This is a genomic window from Nodosilinea sp. P-1105 (genome assembly GCF_012911975.1).
In the GTDB taxonomy this organism is placed as follows: Bacteria; Cyanobacteriota; Cyanobacteriia; order Phormidesmidales; family Phormidesmidaceae; genus Nodosilinea.
Genome location: NZ_SMDQ01000024.1, coordinates 18110 through 39604 on the forward strand (window position 1 = coordinate 18110; position 21495 = coordinate 39604).

Annotated in this window: 4 protein-coding genes; 2 read left to right on the forward strand and 2 right to left on the reverse strand. The window is 52.7% G+C overall.

Annotated elements, in window-relative coordinates; all coding sequences use genetic code 11:
• Positions 1-12: 12 nt before the first annotated feature.
• Together E1H13_RS12215 and E1H13_RS12220 are read right to left on the reverse strand one after the other, a co-directional pair.
• A complete protein-coding gene (locus E1H13_RS12215) occupies positions 13-3258 on the reverse strand; it encodes an AAA-like domain-containing protein (RefSeq protein WP_169613698.1) in 3246 nt (1081 codons plus the stop codon).
• A complete protein-coding gene (locus E1H13_RS12220) occupies positions 3251-5125 on the reverse strand; it encodes an AAA-like domain-containing protein (protein ID WP_169613699.1) in 1875 nt (624 codons plus the stop codon). The genes E1H13_RS12215 and E1H13_RS12220 overlap by 8 nt, the downstream gene beginning before the upstream one ends.
• Before the next feature lie 790 nt (positions 5126-5915).
• Between E1H13_RS12220 and E1H13_RS12225 the strand changes: the two genes are divergently transcribed.
• Entirely contained in the window at positions 5916-13598 is a 7683-nt protein-coding gene (locus tag E1H13_RS12225) for a SpvB/TcaC N-terminal domain-containing protein (RefSeq protein WP_206070408.1), read from the forward strand.
• A 424-nt stretch (positions 13599-14022) separates the two neighbouring features.
• Positions 14023-21495, forward strand: a complete 7473-nt coding sequence (locus E1H13_RS12230) for a neuraminidase-like domain-containing protein (protein WP_169613701.1) — start codon at positions 14023-14025, stop codon at positions 21493-21495.

Genomic DNA, 21495 nt, shown 5'->3' on the forward strand with positions numbered 1-21495 from the left:
AGCAGGAATGCATTACTCCTCCTGCTGCCAAACCTGCTCCTCACAAACCCGTCGTGCCCCCCTGGCCGCCTCCGGGTCAAAGCTTTTGTCTGGCTCCCGAAACACAAAGTGATTTCGCAACTGATTACAAGCCGCCCGCAACCAACCCTGCCAAGATCCTTCCCATACCCATATTGTGCCGTCCTCGCCAACGCTTACCAGAGTTTGGCCATCTGGGGTTACAGCTAATGAGTCAACCCGATGTTTAGAAAAAGGTTGGCCAATGGGAGTACCGTCCCGGTTCCACAGCCGCATGGTGCCATCTACCCCGCCACTGACAATGGTTTGACCATCTGCAGTAATTCTCACAGAATGAACTTTTCTCGAACCCCGCGCAAATAAATAACCTTGAAAAGGCTGGCCAATAGGAGTCCCATCCCGATTCCATAACCGCACTGTGCCATCATTTCCTCCGCTGACAATGGTTTGACCATCGGGAGTAATATCTACTGAATAAACTCCTACCTCATGCCCTTCAAAGGGTTGGCCAATGGGAGTACCATCATCAGTCCATAATCGCACGCTTTTATCCGCCCCTCCACTGACAATGGTCTGACCGTCCGGTGTGATCGCTACTGCTTGCACTCCCAGGTGAGTAAAAGCCTCACTAATGGGTTCTCCTTCCCGACTCCAGACCTGTACTGCGCTGTCCTCAACTGCTTCGCTAATGCGGACAATCCTCTGACCATCTTCGGTTACCGCTATCGTATTGATACTTCCCCGGTGGGCTAAAAGAGGATGAGGTTCGACAGATGGGTCAATCTGGATTCCATCCCTATCCCACACTCGCTCAGTGCCATCCCACCATGTGCTGACGGTTTGGCCATCAGCACTCACCCACACCGGGATTCCTCTTTCTACTTGATCTCTAAAGGGTTTGCCAATGGGAAGGGCTTCCCGATTCCAGAGCCGCACAGTGCCATCTCCACCACTACTAATAATGGTTTGGCCATCCGCAGTCACTGCCACCGAGCTGACCCCCTCTGAATGACCTGGTAGCGGTTGACCAATACTGCTGCTACTGCTGCCATCCCGGCTCCAGAGCCGCACAGTGCCATCTTCACCTCCACTAACAATGGTTTGGCCATCCGCAGTCACTGCCACTGAACTGACCGATGCTGCATGACCTGGTAAGGGTTGACCAATAGGGCTGCCATCCCGGTTCCAGAGCCGCACAGTGCCATCTGCCCCTCCACTAACAATGGTTTGGCCATCCGCAGTCACTGTCACTGAACTGACCGATGCTGCATGACCTGGTAAGGGTTGACCAATGAGGCTGCCATCCTGGCTCCACAATCGCACAGTGCCATCTCCATCTCCACTGACAATAGTTTGACCGTCTGGAGTAATCGCAATTGAGGTGACTTCGCCCGAATGGCCTTGAAAGGGTTGTCCGATCGCTTTACCGTCCTGATTCAATACCCGTACTGTACTTCTAGAAGAGCGACCACCAACGGTACGATCAGCAACGCCAACGGCACGACCACCAACGACAGTAGTTTGGCCGTCTGGGGTGATCGCCACCGACTCAGCTGTCAGTAAACCCGCTTGCAAAAGTTGGTCAATTGCTTCGCCATCCTGATTCAACCACCGTACTGGATTGGCACGAGAACTATCACCAACGACAATGGTTTGGCCGTCTGAGGTGATCGCCACCGAGTTAACTCTCGATGAACCCGTTTGCAAGGGTTGACCAATGGGTCTGCCATCCTGATTCCACAGCCGCACAGTACCGTCATGATTGCCTCCGGTAACAATAGTTTGACCATCCGGAGTGACTGCCATTGCACTCACGCCTTCCCGATGGGCCAAGAACGAATTGCGCTCTCTGACGGTTTGCACCGCATGCAGTAGGCTATCGTCCACGGCAGCAAACACTTCAGAAACATTGCCCTGGCGGCTTTCTCCAGTTGCTTGGATCGCTAAAACCATGCCATCCACTTGGCGAGATGGAATCGAAAGTAACGACTTAGCTGTAGCAGCTTGACCTCTCAATCTGGCGATTTTGGCAATTCGCACCTGCCTTTCAGCCAAAGCCTGTTGCTGCCGAGCATAAACCGCAAAGCTGCTCACAAGCAGCAGCGCCCCCGACAGCGTGGCAATAATCGGCATTGCCGGTTTCAACCGCTGCCACAAACTTTCTGGCAAATGCTCTCGAACCCACCGTCGGTCAAACACCTGTCGATAAATCAAATTCCGAACCAGCAGCACCCTACCCTGGCGCTTCACCAAACCCGACAGCTTCAGATGTGACTTCACCAGCGACTGCTCTTCATCCACCACTGGTGGTTTCCCCCGCCGCACCTGGCGATAGGTCTCCAGCAACGCCCCCAGTTCCGGTGCCCGCTTGGTCAACATGTCACGGACAAACTGCAAGTTGTTGTCTCGCTCGCTGTGTTCGCCCAAAAACGTGTGTTCTACCAGCCGCCCCACCTTCGCTCCACTCCAGGTTTCGTCCTCAGCCTGGGCCATTTCCTGACACAGCCGCTGGGTCAGATAGGGGTGCCCTCCCGTCCACTGCAGCACCCAGGCCATCGTTTGTTCGGCCATATCTCCGGTGAGTCCCAACCCGACAGCGAGCGGTAAAGCCTCACTCAGGGTAAAGTCTTGCAGGTCTACCCGCTGGCCAATGTTAAACGGGGTACGGCGGGGATCGCGAATTAAATCACTTGGGGTAGCGACCCCAATCAGCACGAAAGACAGTCGCTGAAATTCTGGGATCTGTGCCCGAGAGACGTACAGGTAGCGAATTGCGGTGAAAAAGTCGTCGGTAAAGTCGAGGCTGAGGGTCGAGTCAATCTCATCGACAAAGATAACCAGGGGCTCAGGAATTTCGGCCAGCAATACCCGCTCAAAAAACAGGGTCAACCGCTGAGAAACCCCCAAGTGGTGGTGAGCCTGCCACCAGCTCACCACGTCAGTATCGAGAACCAGCTGATCTTCCAGCTTCACCAAAAAGCCAAAATACCACTGCTCTGCGGTAACCTGAGCCCCCAAATCTTGCAGATCGACAATGGCGGTGCGCACCCCCTCCGCCTCCAACTGCTGAGCCGTTTGGATCATCAAGCTCGATTTGCCCATTTGCCGGGGCGTTAGCACGTAGGCAAACGCCCGGTTTCGGCAGAGCTGTAGCAGCTCCTTGTCCGCCGGACGAGGAATGTAAATCCCCCCACCAGCCTGCACCGTTCCGCCAGTGGTGTAGAGCTTGGGGTCAGCCATGGAGGTGCTCCTGAAAGTAGTCGGCATAGAGTTGGCACCGGGGCACGACCATCCGATCCTGCCGCTGCACCAAACCTGCCCCCCGCAGGCGGAAAAATGTCTGCTCGTCGGGGCAGGTGTGATGGTGAATTACCTGTAACATCCCTGCGATTAGGGTCGGTTTGTCGTTCATCCGAAACAGGTGATACCGCAGATGGTCACCAAATGGCCCCCGATCTTGTGTGGCCTCGGCGAACAGTTCTACGGCTGTCATCTGGCCACTAGCCACTAAATACAACGCCCGCCGCACCAGGTACGGATGCCCGCCGATCAACGTTATGAGTTGCTGCTCTTGATCTGGGGTCAATGGTATACCATGGCGCTGGTTAAGATCGTTTACCGACTCCAGCGAAAAGTCTTCTAGCTCAATCACCTGGCCCACATTAAACGGAGACTGGTTCAAGTTCTCAATCAGCTGGTAGGGCTCTGTGGACGTAACGAGGGCTAAATCTAGCTGCTTCCAGATTGGGCTCATGGCCCGGTTGTTGTGCCAACTGCGCAGCATGCTAAAGAAGTCAGAGCGAAAGGCCGTATCAAAAACTCGCTCAACCTCATCCATCGCCAGCACTAGCGGCTGGCTGAGTTCTTTGAGCAGATAGCGCTGCAGGTAGCGGGTACAGCGTTGGCTATTGCCCAGGGGCATCTGCCAATATTCCTCGACTCGGTCAGCCAGCTCTACCTCGTCGGTTAACCAAACACAGAACTGCTGAAAGAAGCGATCGCTATCTGTCAGGGCCATCTGATCAAACAGCTGAAAGTCTAAAAATGCCACTCGCTTATGGGCCTGCACTGCCGCTGCCATGGTGCGATTCAGCAGAGAACTTTTGCCCATCTGGCGCGGCCCCTTGATGGTGATAGTCACGCCCTGTTGCTGGATAGCCTGACTAGCCAGGTCATCCCCTGGTCGGCCAATATAAAACTGAGATTCCAGATCCATAGTGCCCTCAGGCAGTTCCAGGGGCTGGGCCGCAGGGTGAGGGTGGGGGAAGGAGCCAGGGGGGGAGCTAGGGACAGAGGCAGAAGGGGGACTCGACGGAGGCAGTGGGGTGCCGCTGATGGCCTGGTGCAGTTCGGCAATCAGCGAGGCGGTATCTTGTTCGGTGCTCCAAGTGGCCCAATTAATGCCATTCAGATAAGCACTGAGGGGATAGGTGAAGGGCACTTCATAGGCCAGCCGCACGGGCAAAATCATCGGCTTGCCCTGCTGCTTGAACAAATGGTGGGCAGTTTCGATTTCACCCACAACCATTTCACTGCGAACCGCCTGCTCAGAGAGAAAGGTAATCAAAAAATCTGCTTGACGAATTTCGGCTTCAATCCGTTCGGCCCAGCGGGTGCCGACGGTCATAGTTTGGTCGATGAAGACATCGTGGGCTTGGCTCAGAGCGCTATGGACGGCCAGGGCCACCGGTTCGTCCGGATTCCTGCCGCGCTTGTAGCTAATGAAAATGCGCGATCGCTTTCCTTCTGCGATCGCTGAATCATCTCCCAGATTGACTACAGGCTCTTCCACTCGCTGCTGGATTAGTACTGGTGTCTGATTCCCTGCTACCCCTGCCATCTGCATGGCGTTACATCCGAGTCGATAGGCAAACTCAGCCCTCTCTCCAGTCCTTAGAGAATCGTAAAAGCTGGTAGTAAACTTAGCTTTTTGTCCATCTCGTGGTCTGCCTGACAACACATAGGCCAGATTGAATCGATCTCGGTGCTGCGAGTGCTGTAGCCCCGCTTTAATTTCACATACCTCTGTATCCCACTGGAGTTGTAGAGCTCCCATTGGGTTTGCAGCCAAAATCAGAACTTGTTTTACTGGTTGCTTGAGGCTCATAGGTCAATAAGTAGGGGCCTTTATCCTGAGAAAATACCAAGATCTCATGCAAGAGGGTGTTTGATGGATGGGTAAATCTCGACAAAGAAATCCTAAATCTTATAGTTTTGCGAAATATATCTAAGGGGTGGCTGGCATAGCATGAGCAGGCAGATCTGGTCTGACTTTAGACTTCAAAGGTACACTGCCAGGATTCCAGGCGAAGTTAACAAATCGTTGCAATCACATCTGGTACTGTGCCATCCTCAACTTAATAATAGTTGATAAGCTTCACTATAATTTTTCATGCTATCAGCGAATTTAAGCTAGGTAAAGTAAACTAACGTTTTCCTTGAAATCAGCCAATTTGGTCGTTGAATCTCAAAATTCCCATCAAAATAGACATAAGTTTTGACCCATTGGATAAAAATTATTTCATATCAGGCAGTGACAAGTAGAAGGCCTCAAGGTTGGACTGTCCTGAACCTACTTTTTTGAATGCGTTTTCAGGATGATTTGACGTCACTTTCTACTAATTTTCTGTCGCCCATATTAATTGGGCAGTCCAAACATAGTTTAGATAAGCCTCTGTAAATATATCTGTTTATAGCTCAGTACACTTTCTGGGTTGATGAGCTAGACCTGGCTTTTAAGTGGCCTGTGAATGCAATTTAGCAGGTAGATTAACGCCATGCTAGAAAGCTCAAATCAAGTTGAAAATAATGCTTCAGGGAAAAGTAATTCCCAGGCAGTTCAGCAAGGTTCCCTTCCCAGCCTTAATCTGCCCAAGGGGGGTGGGGCAATCAAAGGAATGGGCGAGAAGTTCGCTGCTAATCCAGTAACAGGCACCGGGTCAATGTCAGTCCCGATCGCCACCAGCCCTGGCCGCTCTGGGTTTGGCCCCCAACTCTCCCTGTCCTATGACTCTGGGGCGGGCAATGGCCCCTTCGGTTTTGGCTGGAGCCTGTCGCTGCCGTCGATTACCCGCAAAACGGATAAGGGCTTGCCACGCTATGACGATGCCACCGAGTCGGATGTCTTTATCCTTTCAGGGGCAGAAGATCTGGTGCCTGTCCTGGTGCGGGATAATCAGGGGAAGTGGGTACCTGAAAGCCTTCCCGATCGCACGGTCAATGGCATGACCTATGCCGTCAAACGCTATCGCCCCCGGATGGAGGGGTTGTTTGCCCGCATTGAACGCTGGACTAACGTCGCGGATGCCAGTGATGTCCATTGGCGTTCCATCTCCCAGGACAACATCCTGACGCTCTACGGCAAAGACGAGAACTCCCGCATTGCCGATCCTGAAGATCGCCGACGCATTTTTAGCTGGCTGATCTGCGAGACTCGCGATGATAAAGGCAATGGGGTTCTCTACCACTACAAAAAAGAGGACGGAGTTGGCGTAAATCTGAGTCTTGCCCATGAGCGCAACCGGGGCGATCGCACCGACCCACGCCGCTCTGCAAACCGCTATCTCAAGCACATCTACTACGGTAACCGTACCCCTTTACTCGATGACACCGGACAGCGCCCCCATTTTCTAAACGGGGACGAAATCGACACTGGGGACTGGATGTTTGAGGTGGTGTTTGACTATGGCGAGCATGCTGCCGACGCGCCAACTCCGGGCGATTCAGGGGATTGGGACTATCGTGAAGATCCATTTTCCACCTACCGATCAGGGTTTGAGGTGCGCACCACTCGCCTTTGCCAGCGGGTGCTGATGTTTCATCACATTCCGGACCTGCCGGATGGCACCCCAGATGGCACTGTGGGTTATGAGGGGTTGGTGCGATCGACCGATTTTACCTATGCCTACGAGCAAAACCCGGACGATGGGCGTATTCCCATTTACTCGCTGCTGCTTGCGGTCAGTCAGTCGGGCTACAAGCGGCAGGGCGACGGCTATGGGAAGCGTAGTTTGCCGCCGGTGGAGTTTGAGTACAGTCAACCCGTTGTGCAAGATGTGGTTGAGGAGGTTGACCCAGTCAGTGTGGAGAATTCGCCGGTTGGACTGGATGGCGCGATCTATCAATGGACGGATCTGCATGGAGAGGGCATTCCTGGCATTCTCACGGAGCAGGCAGGGGGCTGGTTCTACAAACGCAACCTCAGTCCGATCAACGAGAGAAGGGAGAACGGCACGGTGCGAACCGAGGCGAAGTTCGCGCCGCTGGAACTCGTTGCCCTCAAACCCAACCTCGCCCTGGCCGGTGGGGCGCAGTTTATGGACTTGGCGGGGGATGGGCAGCCCGATCTGGTGGTGATGGATGGCCCGATGCCGGGGCTATACGAACACGATGGGCAGGAGGGATGGCAACCGTTTCGCCCCTTTATCTCACGACTGAACCGCGACATGAGCGATCCCAATCTAAAGTTGGTGGATCTGGATGGGGATGGCCATGCCGATGTCTTGATTACGGAGCAGGATACCTTGGTGTGGCATCCTGCCCTGGCGGAGGCGGGGTTTGGGGCCGCTCAACGAGTCGCCCAGGCCCTGGATGAGGAACAGGGGCCTCGGTTGGTGTTTGCCGATGGCATCCAGTCAATTTACCTGGCTGACCTAAGCGGCGATGGTCTGACTGACCTGGTGCGGATTCGCAATGGGGAGGTCTGCTACTGGCCCAATCTGGGCTATGGTCGGTTTGGGGCAAAGGTAACGATGGACAACGCCCCCTATTTCGACAATCCTGACCAGTTCGACCAACAGCGCCTGCGTCTGGCCGACATTGATGGCACCGGCACGACGGATATCATCTACTTGCACCGGGATGGGGTGCGGCTTTATTTCAACCAGTCGGGCAATAGCTGGAGCGCGGCAGAGCCTTTACAGGTTTTTCCTGACATTGACAACGTAGTCAGCATTGTCCCTACCGATCTGCTGGGCAATGGTACGGCATGTCTGGTCTGGTCATCGCCGTTGCTGGGGGATGCCGGGCGGCAGATGCGCTATGTGAGTTTGATGGGTGAGCAAAAGCCCCACTTGCTGATCAAGACCCGGAATAATCTGGGGGCTGAAACGGTGGTGCATTACGCCCCCTCGACCAAGTTTTACCTGCAGGATAAGCGTGATGGGAACCCCTGGATTACCCGTCTACCGTTTCCGGTGCATGTGGTGGAGCGGGTGGAGACCTACGACCACATCAGCCGCAACCGGTTTGTCACCCGCTATGCCTACCACCACGGCTACTTTGATGGTGAGGAACGGGAGTTTCGCGGCTTCGGCATGGTGGAGCAGTGGGACACGGAGGAGTTCTCAGCGCTGGTAGGGAATGGGGTATCCCCGGCTGCAACCAATATTGATGCGGCCTCCCATGTGCCGCCAGTACACACTAAAACCTGGTTCCATACCGGATTTTATCTAGACCGAGCGCATATCTCGCGGCAATTTGAGGCTGAGTACTACCGTGAACCGGGGTTGAGTGACGAGGACTTCCAAGCCTTGCTTCTGCCCGACACCACCTTGCCTGCGGGGCTGACCCTGGAGGAAGAACGGGAAGCCTGCCGCGCCCTCAAGGGCATGATGCTACGGCAGGAGGTTTATGCGGACGATGCTCCACCCGGATCGTCTGACGCGATGATCCAACGAGCCCAGACGCCCTACACCGTCGTCGAGCAAGATTTCACGATCCGGCCTCTGCAACCCCGCGCCGATCACCATCATGGGGTGTTCTTTGCCCATCCCCGTGAAACCATTACCTACCACTACGAGCGCAATCCCTCCGATCCACGGATTCAGCACGCCATGACGCTGGAGGTGGATGACTACGGCAATGTCCTGAAGGACGTGGCCATTGGCTACGGACGCCGCCAGCCTGATCCAGATTTGCCGTTGGACAGCGATCGCCTCCAGCAAACTCAACGTTGGGTGACCTATGCCGAGCATCGGTTTACCAACGCCATTGAGAGCGCCGCGCACTACCGCACCCCTCTTCCCTGCGAGACACGTACCTATGAACTGACGGGGTTTTCTCCCACCGAAGCCGCCGATCGGTTCCAGTTCAGTGATTTTGTCCAACCCGGTTCGGACAATCCAGAGGTACTAATTCCCATCTTTGACAGTGAGCTGAACTATGAAGAATCACCAACCAGCGGTCGGCAGCGTCGCTCAATCGCACAGGTGCGGAGCCTCTACCGCCCCAATGATTTTGGTGCCGCTCAAAATAATCCCCTCAGCCTACTGCCCCTGGGTCAGTTGGAGTCTTTGGCCTTGCCAGGGGAGAGTTACCAACTGGCATTCACACCAGGGTTAATCGCGCAGGTGTTTCAGCGTTCTCAACCAGGACAACCCTCAGAAAACCTGCTGCCCAATCCTGCGGAGGTACTGGGTGGGCCGGGGGCTGACCAGGGGGGCTATGTGGATCTAGATGGGGACGATCGCTGGTGGATGCCCTCAGGACGACTGTTCTACTCCCCCCACAGCGATCATCCGCCCGCCCAGGAACTGGCCTACGCCCAGCAACATTTCTTCTTGCCCCACCGCAACCGCGATCCCTTCGGGGCCGAATCCTTCATCACCTATGACGATTACGACTTGCTGGTGTGGGAAACCCGCGATCCTTTGGACAATCGGGTCACGGTGGGGGAACGGGATGCAGATGAGAATTTAACCACAACTGGCAATGATTACCGGGTGCTGCAGCCCTGGTTGCTGATGGATGCTAACCGTAATCGAGCCGCTGTGGCCTTTGATGCCCTCGGGTTGGTTGTGGGCACGGCGGTGATGGGCAAACCGGAGGAAACTCTGGGAGACTCCCTTACAGACTTCGAGCCAGATCTCGACGAGTCTGTCATGCTTGACCATCTGGAGCATCCCCTGGGCGATCCCCACGCGATCTTGCAACGGGCGACCACCCGGTTGGTGTATGACCTGTTTGCCTATCGGCGCACAAAGGATGATGATGCGCACCCTGAACCGGTGGTGGTCTATACCCTGGCGCGAGAAACCCACGCTGCGGATCTGAATCCAGGGGAGCAGAGCAAAATCCAGCACAGCTTTGCTTACTCCGATGGCTTTGAACGGGAAATACAAGTCAAGGTGCAGGCGGAGCCAGGACCGCTGGATCTGGATGATGCTGATGCCCCGATCGCTGACCCGCGTTGGGTTGGCAGTGGCTGGACGATTTTCAACAACAAGGAAAAGCCAGTTCGCCAGTATGAGCCCTTTTTCAGTGACACCCACCGTTTTGAGTTTGCTCGGGTGGTGGGGGTCAGCCCGATTCTGTTCTATGACCCGATGGAACGGGTAGTGGCGACGCTGCATCCGAACCATACCTATGAAAAGGTGGTGTTTGACCCCTGGCATCAGGTGACCTGGGATGTCAGTGACACGGTTACGTCCGATCCAAGAACCGATGGTGACATTGGGGGGTATGTTCGGGCTTATTTTGTAACTCAGCCCGACTCCTGGCAGACCTGGTATGCTCAGCGGCAGGATGGTGCCCTGGGGCAACTGGAGCAAGTGGCTGCCACCAAGGCATCGGCCCATGCGGATACACCCACCACGGCTTATTTGGACAGCCTGGGTCGCCCATTTCTGACGCTGGCTCACAATGGCTGGGACGCCGAGGGTATGCCAGAACTCTATCCCACTCGGGTGGAGTTGGATGTTGAGGGCAATCCCCGCACGGTTAGAGATGCCTTTGTACAGACCAATGATGGACAAGGGCGGATTGTGATGCACTATGCCTATAACCTGCTGGGGCCAGGGGACAGCGAAGAAGAGGCCGGGGCGAACCGCATCTACCAGTCCAGCATGGAGGCGGGAGAGCGCTGGATGTTAACCGATGTGGCCGGTAATCCCATTCGCGCTTGGGATAGCCGAGGGCACACCTTCCGCACAGAATATGATCGACTCCGTCGCCCCCTGCGATCGTTTGTAACTGGGGCTGACCCGGCGAATCCAACCCAAGAATGGCTGACGGAACGTTTGGTGTATGGGGAGCAACACCCGGAAAATGTGCAACGGAATCTGCGCGGGCAACTGTATTTACATCTCGACCCGGCAGGAGCGGTATCGGTTGAGTCCGTTGACTTTAAGGGCAATCCGCTAGAGATACTGCGGCGACTGGCGCAGAACTACAAGCAGGGGGTGGAATGGAGGGCGATCGATGCTGGGTTGCCGACAGATGCGGCTGAACGATTTGACCTTGATAGGTTAGACGCTGCCCTTGCGCCAAGCCTGGAGGCAGACAGGTTTATTAGCCGTACCACCTACGATGCCTTGAATCGTCCGGTGAGGCTGCAAACGCCGGATAACAGTATCATTTTGCCGACCTATAACGAAGCTAATTTGTTAGAGCGCATGGCGGTTCAACTGCGGGGTGCAGAGGAGGTGACTGCCTTTGTCAGTAATATTGACTATGACGCGAAGGGGCAGCGGGTGCTGATTGAGTATGGCAACCAGACCCGAACTGAGTATCACTACGATCCCTTAACGTTTCGGTTGACTCGTCTGAAAACGCTGCGGTGGAGCGATCTGTCTCAATTACAGGACTTGAGCTATACCTCCGACCCGGTTGGCAATATTACCCATATTGACGATCGGGCGCAGCAGACGCTTTATTTCAATAATGAGGTGGTTACCCCCAGTAATGACTACACCTACGACGCGATTTATCGGTTAATTACGGCAACAGGCCGCGAACACATTGGGCAGGTGGGTCAACCCCACACCACCTGGGATGATCAGTTTCGAGTTAACTTGCCCCATCCCAATGACGGGCAGGCGATGCGTACCTACACAGAGCATTATGACTACGACTCAGTTGGGAATTTTCTCGATCTGATTCATGACGCGATGAATGGAAACTGGCATCGCAGCTATAGCTATAACGAACCCAGCCTAATTGAACCCAATCATCAGAGGAGCAATCGCCTCAGCCGCACCGAAATTGGCAATGGTATCTCTATTCCTGAACCCTATACCTATGATGCCCACGGCAATATGACGACCATGCCCCATCTACCCCTGATGCGGTGGGATTATCGCGATCAGCTCCAGGCCACGGCGCGGCAGGTGGTGAATGAGGGAACGCCGGAAACGACGTACTACGTCTATGATGCCGCTGGTGAGCGGGTTCGGAAAGTCACGGAACGACAAAACGGTACGCGCAAAAATGAGCGCATTTATCTGGGTGGGTTTGAGATTTTTCGAGCCTATGATGGCAGCGGCAACAGTGTAACGCTGGAGCGGGAAACGCTGCATGTTATGGATGACCAGCAGCGGATTGCGTTGGTGGAAACCAGGACTTTTGGCAGTGACAATTCACCGGGACAATTGATTCGGTTTCAGGTGGGCAATCATTTGGGGTCTGCTGCTTTAGAAGTGGATGGAATTGGGGAGATCATTTCCTATGAGGAGTTTTATCCCTATGGCTGTACGTCGTATGAAGCCGTGGGGAGCCAGACAGAAACGCCAAAGCGATATCGGTTTACAGGGAAGGAACGGGATGAGGAGAGTGGGTTGAATTATCATGGGGCGCGGTATTATGCGCTGTGGTTGGGGAGGTGGACGAGTTGTGATCCTATAAGTATTTCGGATGGACCAAATCGATATACTTACACACGAGGAAATCCTGTTAAGTTTACCGATCTCGATGGACAGCAGGCAGGTAATGCTGGTGAATTCTTAGGTTTTGAACGTGTTGGCGATTTACTTTTTGCTAGATATAGGGCAAAGGAGGGAACTTGGATCTCTGCTTCCCTAGCAGAGTTTGGATATAACGAGTGGTTTGGACCAGATGTAGCCTATGGAGCATATCTAGATATTGTCTTTGATCCACATCTGGGTGAGCTACTTCCTGACCCTGACTTTATTCATCCTGGACAGGAATACATATTTCCAGTGGAAAGAGTTGTATATGAGGACAAACTTGAGTTCAAAGACGAGTATATAGTCCCTGAACCTCAGACAGGATCACATGTGCCAAGCCGACAACAGTGGTTAAACAGTAGGTCTGACGAGTATGCTGACCAATTCCAGGAAGCTCTTAGAGAGCTTAACATGCCAAGGGTTGAAGACTTAAGGACTCGGGCAAGAGAAGCAGAAAAAATTGAGCGCAGAAGACTCACAAGTCAGGCTGATCAGATAGAACGCCAAATTGAGATGCGAGTAAGCAACTTTGAAGATTTTTCAAGGAGACTGGAGAGAAACTGGAATGATTTCTGGAGAGCTGCATATTCGACTAGCCCTGAGTTGGCTCGAGATATGCTAGATATTCTAGAGAATAAAGGGGAATTGCAACTATATCTTCACTTACATCGTGAACTGAATACAATTTTCCGACTGAATCCTAACCTTAGGGGGGATGAGATAAGAACAACTTACTTGGCAGCACCTAGATACTTACAAACACTTTATCCCAGGTCGCGTGATCAAAGTAAATTTCAGACATTTGCTGGATACCAACTCCACCATCTTTTAATGCCACACAAGGTAAATAATGATTCTCAAGAGGATGAAAAACTACTCATGCCCATACCTTTGTAAGATATGGGCTTCCGATGAGCCTCCATCATTGTTTTAGTCACCCACTGGATAGCTAATTTGACCTTAATCTCCCAAAGCTTTATTTTATATGACTTTCAGCTTGATCGAAAAGATGTTTGTTCAGCCTGAGTAACCAAAAGAGCGATTAAGGCCAAGACAAGCAAATACTTGGATTCGATTACCAAGAAAAAGATAATGAATTTGTGATACGAGAATCGGACATTAATAATAAATTATATAGCAACTCCTAATAGAGTTGGGTATGGCATGAGTCCTTACAAATAGATCTTATAAATATCTGTTATATGTCTAACGCTAGTGAGAAAAAGCTGTATCGACTACTTTTATTGGCAATATCCATACATGTAAAAACAGGAAAATAGAGCAAAAAATATATCTGTCCTTAGCGATGGGGAGGCATAAAATGTATCAAGTCATTGAAAATATCACCTTTCTTTCAGTTGTTTTACTGATCGCACTGGCTGCTGCCGCCTATCTCTGGCGCTTCATCAGAGATTGTAGGCTCCAAGACGGTAGGCCAATCGATGAAGAACCAATCGATGAAGAGCCCGTCGAGGATCAGTCATTTATAGTACGGGGCCAGATTGTCAGCCATGAACTCCGGGGCTTACCTGGTCTGCGGATAGTTGCAGTAGACAAAAATATCGATGGCGATCGCCCCCTTGGTACAGGTACCACAGAAGATCGCGGGGTGTACGAGATTCGCTATCTTCCCCCTCACCTTACAAAAGCCAAGGAAAAACTGGATGTTCAGGTTCAAGTTTTTGGCGATGGCAATACCCCAATCGCTGTTTCTGCGGTGCGTTATAACGCCAACCCAGAAGAAAATGACCTGAATATTGTGATTTCGGCAGACCAACTGCCACGACCGGCAGAATATCCTCGTCTGCTGGGTGAACTGGGCCCCCACCTCAATACCCAGAGCGAACCAGAACTGAAAAAACGACTGGCCACGCTCAGGGAAGACGACGAACAACAAGACATTACCTATCTAGCCAACAAAACAGGTTGGGATGCCCGCATGGTTGCCATGACTTCCCTGGCCAGTCAGTTCAGCCAGACTAGCGGCATCGAGCCAGAATTTTATTACGCTCTCTTCCGCAGTGGGGTTCCAGCCAACGAGACGATCTTGAGTCAGATGGCACCGGAAACCGTGCAACAGGCCTGGGAACGAGCCGTGGAGGCGAAAATTCTGCCTGAGGAACTGCGCCATCAGATTCCAGAAAATTTAGAGCGCTTCAAGGCGCACAGCATCAGTCGCCTATTAGACGAACCCACACCGGTTGGAATTTCCAATTTCAAAGCACTGATTGAAAATACCCTGCCCGAGCCTAGTCAACAGCAGCAGTTTACCGAACTCTATTATCAACGACGCGATAACCTGGAAGAATTTTGGACTGATGCCAAAGAAGAATTCGGCACAGAGGTAAGTGACCGATTAGAACTAGATGGCAAACTGGCCTTTCTAACCATCAACAATGCGCCCCTAATTCAGCAACTGCACGCCCAAAATGGAGCCCTCCACACCCCCCTTGATTTAGTGCGCCAAGGACTTTACCAGGAATCCGCTTGGGAACCTCTATTAAGTGATGTATCCATTCCTGACGAAATTCCTGGAGAACAGCCAGCAGAACAAAAGACAAACTATGCTGCGGTAATGGCTCACCAGCTTCGGCTGAGTTACCCTACGGCTGTTGTATCTGAAATGGTCAAAGTCGATGATATTCCTCTGAATACGGAACCATCGATTAAACATCAGGTGACCCACTTTTTGGATGAAAATCAAGGCAAGTTTGAATTAGGACTTCATCCTGTCGAGCAATATCTCAACAAAAATGAAATCCAACTAGAGACACCAGTTCTAGCAGAAATCAAAAAACTTCAGCGAGTCTACCAGATCAGCCCATCAGACGAGTCCATGGGCAAGTTGCTGGAACGAAAACTGAATTCTGCCTATGATGTGGTGCGCTACGACGAGCAGGCTTTTATTCATGCCTTTAAGGACGAATTGGGCGGTGAAGCCGTGGCCAAACTGATCTACGCCAAGGCTCACCAAGTTCACCACACGGTTCTCAACGTCACCACATCCTATTTCCTTGAAAAGTCGGCTCTTCTCCCTTATGCCATCACCAATCTACCGGCCCTCAATGAAGTAGAAGAGAATGGCGCGATCGCCACCTTCAGTAGCAACCAAGAGAGTGGTGTAATCGCAATGCCCACCCTGGAAAAAGTTTTTGGGGAAATGGACTATTGCGCCTGCGAACACTGCCGCTCCTGGCTCAGCCCGGCGGCCTATCTGGTTGACCTGTTGCAATTTATTGATCTGCGACGTTACAACAGCGCAGGCGAAGAATTACCACCAACCTATGACCAGGAAAATCCGGTGGATATGCTCCTTGACCGACGACCGGATATCCAGCACCTCCAACTCACCTGCGAGAACACCAACACAGTGCTGCCCTACATCGATCTGGTGAATGAAGTCCTGGAGCACTATGTGGTCAATAACTCTCTGGAAACCTTTACCGGCCACAATATCGAGGCGGGTATGACCACCGAAGAACTGCTGGCCAACCCACAGTTCGTCAATGATGCTGCCTATGTGGAGTTGCGCAACAACCTGTTCCCACCACCCTTGCCTTTTCATCAACCGCTAGAGGTTTTGCGGCGTCACTTTGAGCATTTCGAGATGCCGCTCCACCAGGCTATGGAACGATTACGGCAAAACGACCATCTGGACAGCGATCGCGACAGCGACGATCCGGCCTACGACTGGCAAGATATCTTGATGGAACGGTTACGACTCTCCCGCCTGGAATACCGCATTCTCACCGATAGCAGCGATAGCAGCCTACCGTTGGAAACGCTCTATGGAGAAGAAGTCGGCATCCCCTTAGACCCATTCCTTGAGGAGTTATCCAGTGCCAAACACTACGCCCGACTGCTCAATCTCACCTATGACGAGTTGATTGAGATTATCCGCACGCAGTTCATCAATCCCCATACCCATTTACTTCCCAAGTTGGAGAAACTATTTGTCAGTTTTGCAACGCTTCAAGCCTTTTTTGACGGGTCTCTGGAAGAACCTGACTTTGGAGCCTTGTTGCCAATCAGTGACCTGGATGTAATTCAGTATGGAGGAAATCCGGAATGGTCGGATGAAGAGAACCTGGCCCAGGTCATTCAGTGGATTCGGGATCACGAGACCCAGATACGGGGGTTGATCGTTCTCTCTGCCCCTGCCAGCAGTGAAACGATCTGTAGCTTCGACACGGTTAAGTTAGGCTATGCCTTACCCTTATCCGACAGCGACGACACCAAGCTGCAACCCATTGAATTCCTGAAGTTACTGCGTTTCGTTCGCCTGTGGCGCAAGCTGGGCTGGACTATCGAGCAGACCGATAAGGCGATCGCTGCGCTTTATCCAGCCGATCACTATCCTGATCCAGGGGAAGATTGGGATACAGCCAGGGAAAAGCTGGATGCCGGGTTCCAGACCTTGATCCTGCGGCTGGCCCATCTCCAAATAGTGATGGAACTGCTCAAGCTCGCACCCCAGCGCGACCTGCTGCCGCTGTTGGCTTGCTGGTCAACCATTGATACCCAGGGCTACCGCTCCCTGTACCGGCAAATGTTCCTCAATCCGACAATTCTCGGGTTGGACGATGTTTTCCAGGAGGATGGCTACGGCAACTACCTTGCAGAGAAGACAGAATACCAGCAACCTGGGGTCGAGCTTCCCAAGCTCTTAGCTCATGCCCAGGTGCTGCGCGCTGCTTTTAATCTTACTCAAGAAGAATTAGACCTGATCCTGCAGGAACTTGCCCAAGAAAAATTAGACCTGTTCTTGCAGGAACTTACTCAAGAAGAATTAGACCTGATCCTGCAGGAACTTGCTCAAGAAGAATTAGACCTGATCCTGCAGGAACTTGGCTTTAATCCGAACATGGTGCTGGATCTGGCTAACGTTAGTGCCATCTTCCGCCACGGCTTTCTGGCGCGCAGGTTACATCTCAGCGTACGGGAGTTGTTGGCGCTGAAGGCGTTGTCGGGTTTGGATCCCTTCCTATCGTTGGACATTACCGAGCCAGAGGAGCCGCTGGGTTCGGTTCGCCCGGAGTCCATTCGCTTCATCGAATTGGTACAGCAAATCAAGGCCTCGCCGTTCAGGGTCAGCCAGTTGGTTTATTTCCTGCGGCATAACGACTGGAGCGGCAAATCATCCCCCTCCCGGAAGAGCGTGCTGGCCTTTGCCCGGATGCTGCGCAATGACCTGCTGCGCATTGAGCGGGAGCATGGGATGAAAGACGATCCCGACGGAGAGATCGCCAGAACCAAGATGGTATTGGTTTATGGCTCTGAGGCCACCGATGTCTTCTTTGGGTTACTGAATAACACCTCACCTTTCAGCGTTACCTATGACCATGGGCAACCGGCACTGGAGGACGATCTTCTCGCTGTCACGGAGCGTTTAACCTACGACGATTTCCAGAAACAGCTTTCCTTCCGGGGTATCATGACGACCGCCGAAAAAGTAGCCCTCGACGAAGCGTCCAGCGCTACCAACGATTTCCGCACGGCAGTACAGGCACTGTTCGATGCTGGACAGACAGCGTTCGCGGCATTCTTCGAACGCTATCCCGACTTGAAGGATCTCTACGAAAACTTTGCCGATTCCAACGACCCTCTGGAAGACAGGATGTCAGCCCTGCTGGCTGATTTCCTGCCCGATCTGCGAGCCAGGCTCAAGCGCCAGCAGGTGCGCCAGACGGTCAGCGCGCAGGTGAGCGCTGACTTAACCCAGGTGACACCGTTGCTGGAAAACGCTGCGCTCCTACACGCTGTGGATCAGCCGACCGACCCAGCCATTGACGACTTCCTGGCGCTGGAGACGCAGGGTCTGTCCGCCGATATCTTCTTTGCCGATGACGTGATCGGCGACCCCGATCGGTCTAATCTTCTGGTAGCCGCAATCAATTATCGGCAAGGCGGAACTACGCTACCGCTCAATCCGGCAGACGAAAATGCCTCCATCAGTGGTGTGTGGCGCGGGTTCCTGGAAGTACCCGACAATGGCTTTTATAACTTCTACGTCAAAGCAGATGCTGGCTCAGATATTGCCCTGAAGTTGGATGGGCAGGCGGTGACCCTGGTGTTAACTGACGGTACCTGGCGGAACCAGGGCGCTATTGAATTGAAAGTCGGACGCCTGTATGCCCTGGAGTTGACGGCCAAGCAGGTAAAAGACCGACTGGTACTGCAATGGGAGCGCAAAGGTATGGGACGAGTGCCCATCCCGGCAGAACAGCTTTACCCGGCCATGCCACTCCAACGCTTTAGGGCGATGTACCTTCGCCTCCTGAAGGTACTGGCCATAGCGGATGCAGTGAACCTGTCCAGCGCCGAACTGGAACACTTTGCGGCCCATAGCGACTATGAAATCGATGGAAAAGGGTGGCTGAACGCCCTGCCTGTGGACCCATCGCCAGTTGAAGCAACGGGGCAGGCGCTTCTCGCCAATCTGGTCGCCCTGCTACAGTATCGAGCCCTCAAGGAAACCCTGAAAATCCGCGACGAGCGGCTATTAGAGGTGCTGCAGGACCCAGCGGCCACGGGTGAGGACGGCATGCCCCTACTGGAACGGGTCACCGGCTGGCAGGAAGCCGATCCCATGGCTCTGTTGGAACACTTTGGTCTAGGGCTGCCGGAATTAGCTCATCTACAGCATTTCGCTCAGCTTCATGATGCCCTTGCCGTGGTCCAAACCCTTGGTATTGGTGCTGCCACCCTGCTCGAAGTAACCACCAATGAGCCCACCTCTGACCTGCTAAGAACCCTTCAAGGTGCATTGCGGGCCCGGTATAGCGACAGCGGTTTGCCCGTCTCGCGGAGCAATGACAGCGGTAGCCTGCCCGCCAAGCAACCCTTGGGCACGACCCGTGACTGGCTCAACCTCATCCAACCAATCAACGACGAGTTGCGCAGCCTTCAGCGAGATGCCCTGGTGTCCTATGTGCTGCACCGAATGGGCCAAGAGGATGGGACCGAACACATTGATACACCAGACAAGCTGTTTGAATACTTTCTGATCGATGTGGAGATGGACCCCTGCATGAAGACCTCGCGCATTCGGCAGGCCCTTTCCAGTGTGCAGTTGTTCATTCAGCGTTGCCTGATGAATCTGGAACCGCAGGTTGCGTCTTCTTCGATCAACGCTAAACAATGGGAATGGATGAAGCGCTACCGGGTCTGGGAGGCCAACCGCAAGGTATTTCTGTGGCCAGAGAACTGGCTAGAACCAGAATTACGGGATAACAAGTCTCCCTTCTTCAGAGATTTAGAGAGCGAACTACTGCAAGGAGACATCACTGAAGACGCCGCCGCAACCGCCTTTGTACACTACCTAGAACAACTGGACGAGGTGGCCAAGCTTGAAATCTGCGGTATGTACTATGAAGAGGATGAGTCCGGTAACCCGGACAATGATGTTGTTCACGTAATCGCCCGGACGGCGGGTGCGCGGCGCACTTACTACTATCGCCGCCAAGAGCGCAACATCACCTGGACACCTTGGGAAAAGGTAGACCTCAACATCGAAGATAATCCTGTGCTGCCGGTGGTCTGGAAGGGACGACTGTTTCTCTTCTGGCTCACAGTGATAGAGAAGGCTGCCGATGAGCTGATGGAAAACCCGCCAAGCTCGGAAGAGGATATCGGGGATATCAAAATAAAAGTGACTGCCATGCTTAACTGGAGCGAATACTACCATGGTAAATGGCAGCCAGTCAAAACATCGGATCTGAATGATCCCATCAGGCTAGGAGATGATTTTACCCCATCAGGCAGCAACGCTTTTGTTAGAGCGAAAACAGCACTACACCCGATAGTATATGAAAATCTTTTGTTAATCGATGTGTGGCATTCGGGAAAAAGGTGTGATTCATTTTTGTTATACAACACTCACAGCCTTCCCTTATATAGTAACAAAAGCTCATTCACCGTAACGCAAGATATTGCTCAAATAGGTGATCGGCTAAATACAAGAGGGATGCACCAAGCATTAAGAAAAGCCTTTACTAATATGGGAATCGACCTCCCTCTTATTCCTACAATTTTGAGGAAGGAAAATCTAGGGGGTTTGACAATTGACGTTATCGAAAACAAATACCTTGTCAAAAGGTTACAGGACAAATTCATGATTAGTATGTATGAAAACCTTCGCGAAAGAAGAAGGAGTCTTGAAATCTCAGAATCGTCCTCTGAGTCACTAACCCCTGAGTCACTAATAATAAAATATTACCACTGGTCCTTTAAAGAAAAATATAACCAAGCGAACACGGTCGACATATCACTCGAGAAATTTTTTGAATCAACAGTTGTGCAGTCTTCATGGATCGGACATAATTCTTCAGTTATCCAACCCGTGCAAGGAAATGGAGAAATCCAGAATATCTACCAGACACCCTTCTTCTTCCAAAATCACCGTCACGTTTTCTACGTTACTACACAGCAAGAGTCAATCCCTGTAGGTGGGTTCATTGATGTCTGGATACCCCCCAGTGTTGTGGTTTCGCCAGAGATTCCACCAATTCTTGTGATTCCCGATCTGCATGACCTGCGCGATTGGTTCCGATACGACCCACATGTTCAAATGGACCCCGTACTAGACCTTATTGGTCCCGGAGCCGACGATATTATCCAGGGAGCGGGGACTAAGTATCCGGTGGCTCGTGGTCTTGATCCGCATAGTCCAATTATCCATGTACTGTCCGAGACCAAAGCCCTAAGCTTTGGCGATCGAGCCATAGGAGTAACGCGTTCCAGATCCATTGAACGAGATTTTGACGTAGATGTAAACCTATGGATGGAGGGCTAA

Bases quoted from the DNA above. Each gene is read 5' to 3' on its own strand.
- E1H13_RS12215 (WP_169613698.1), bottom strand. From the start codon at position 3,258: ATGGCTGACCCCAAGCTCTACACCACTGGCGGAACGGTGCAGGCTGGT.
- E1H13_RS12220 (WP_169613699.1), bottom strand. From the start codon at position 5,125: ATGAGCCTCAAGCAACCAGTAAAACAAGTTCTGATTTTGGCTGCAAAC.
- E1H13_RS12225 (WP_206070408.1), top strand. From the start codon at position 5,916: ATGGGCGAGAAGTTCGCTGCTAATCCAGTAACAGGCACCGGGTCAATG.
- E1H13_RS12230 (WP_169613701.1), top strand. From the start codon at position 14,023: ATGTATCAAGTCATTGAAAATATCACCTTTCTTTCAGTTGTTTTACTG.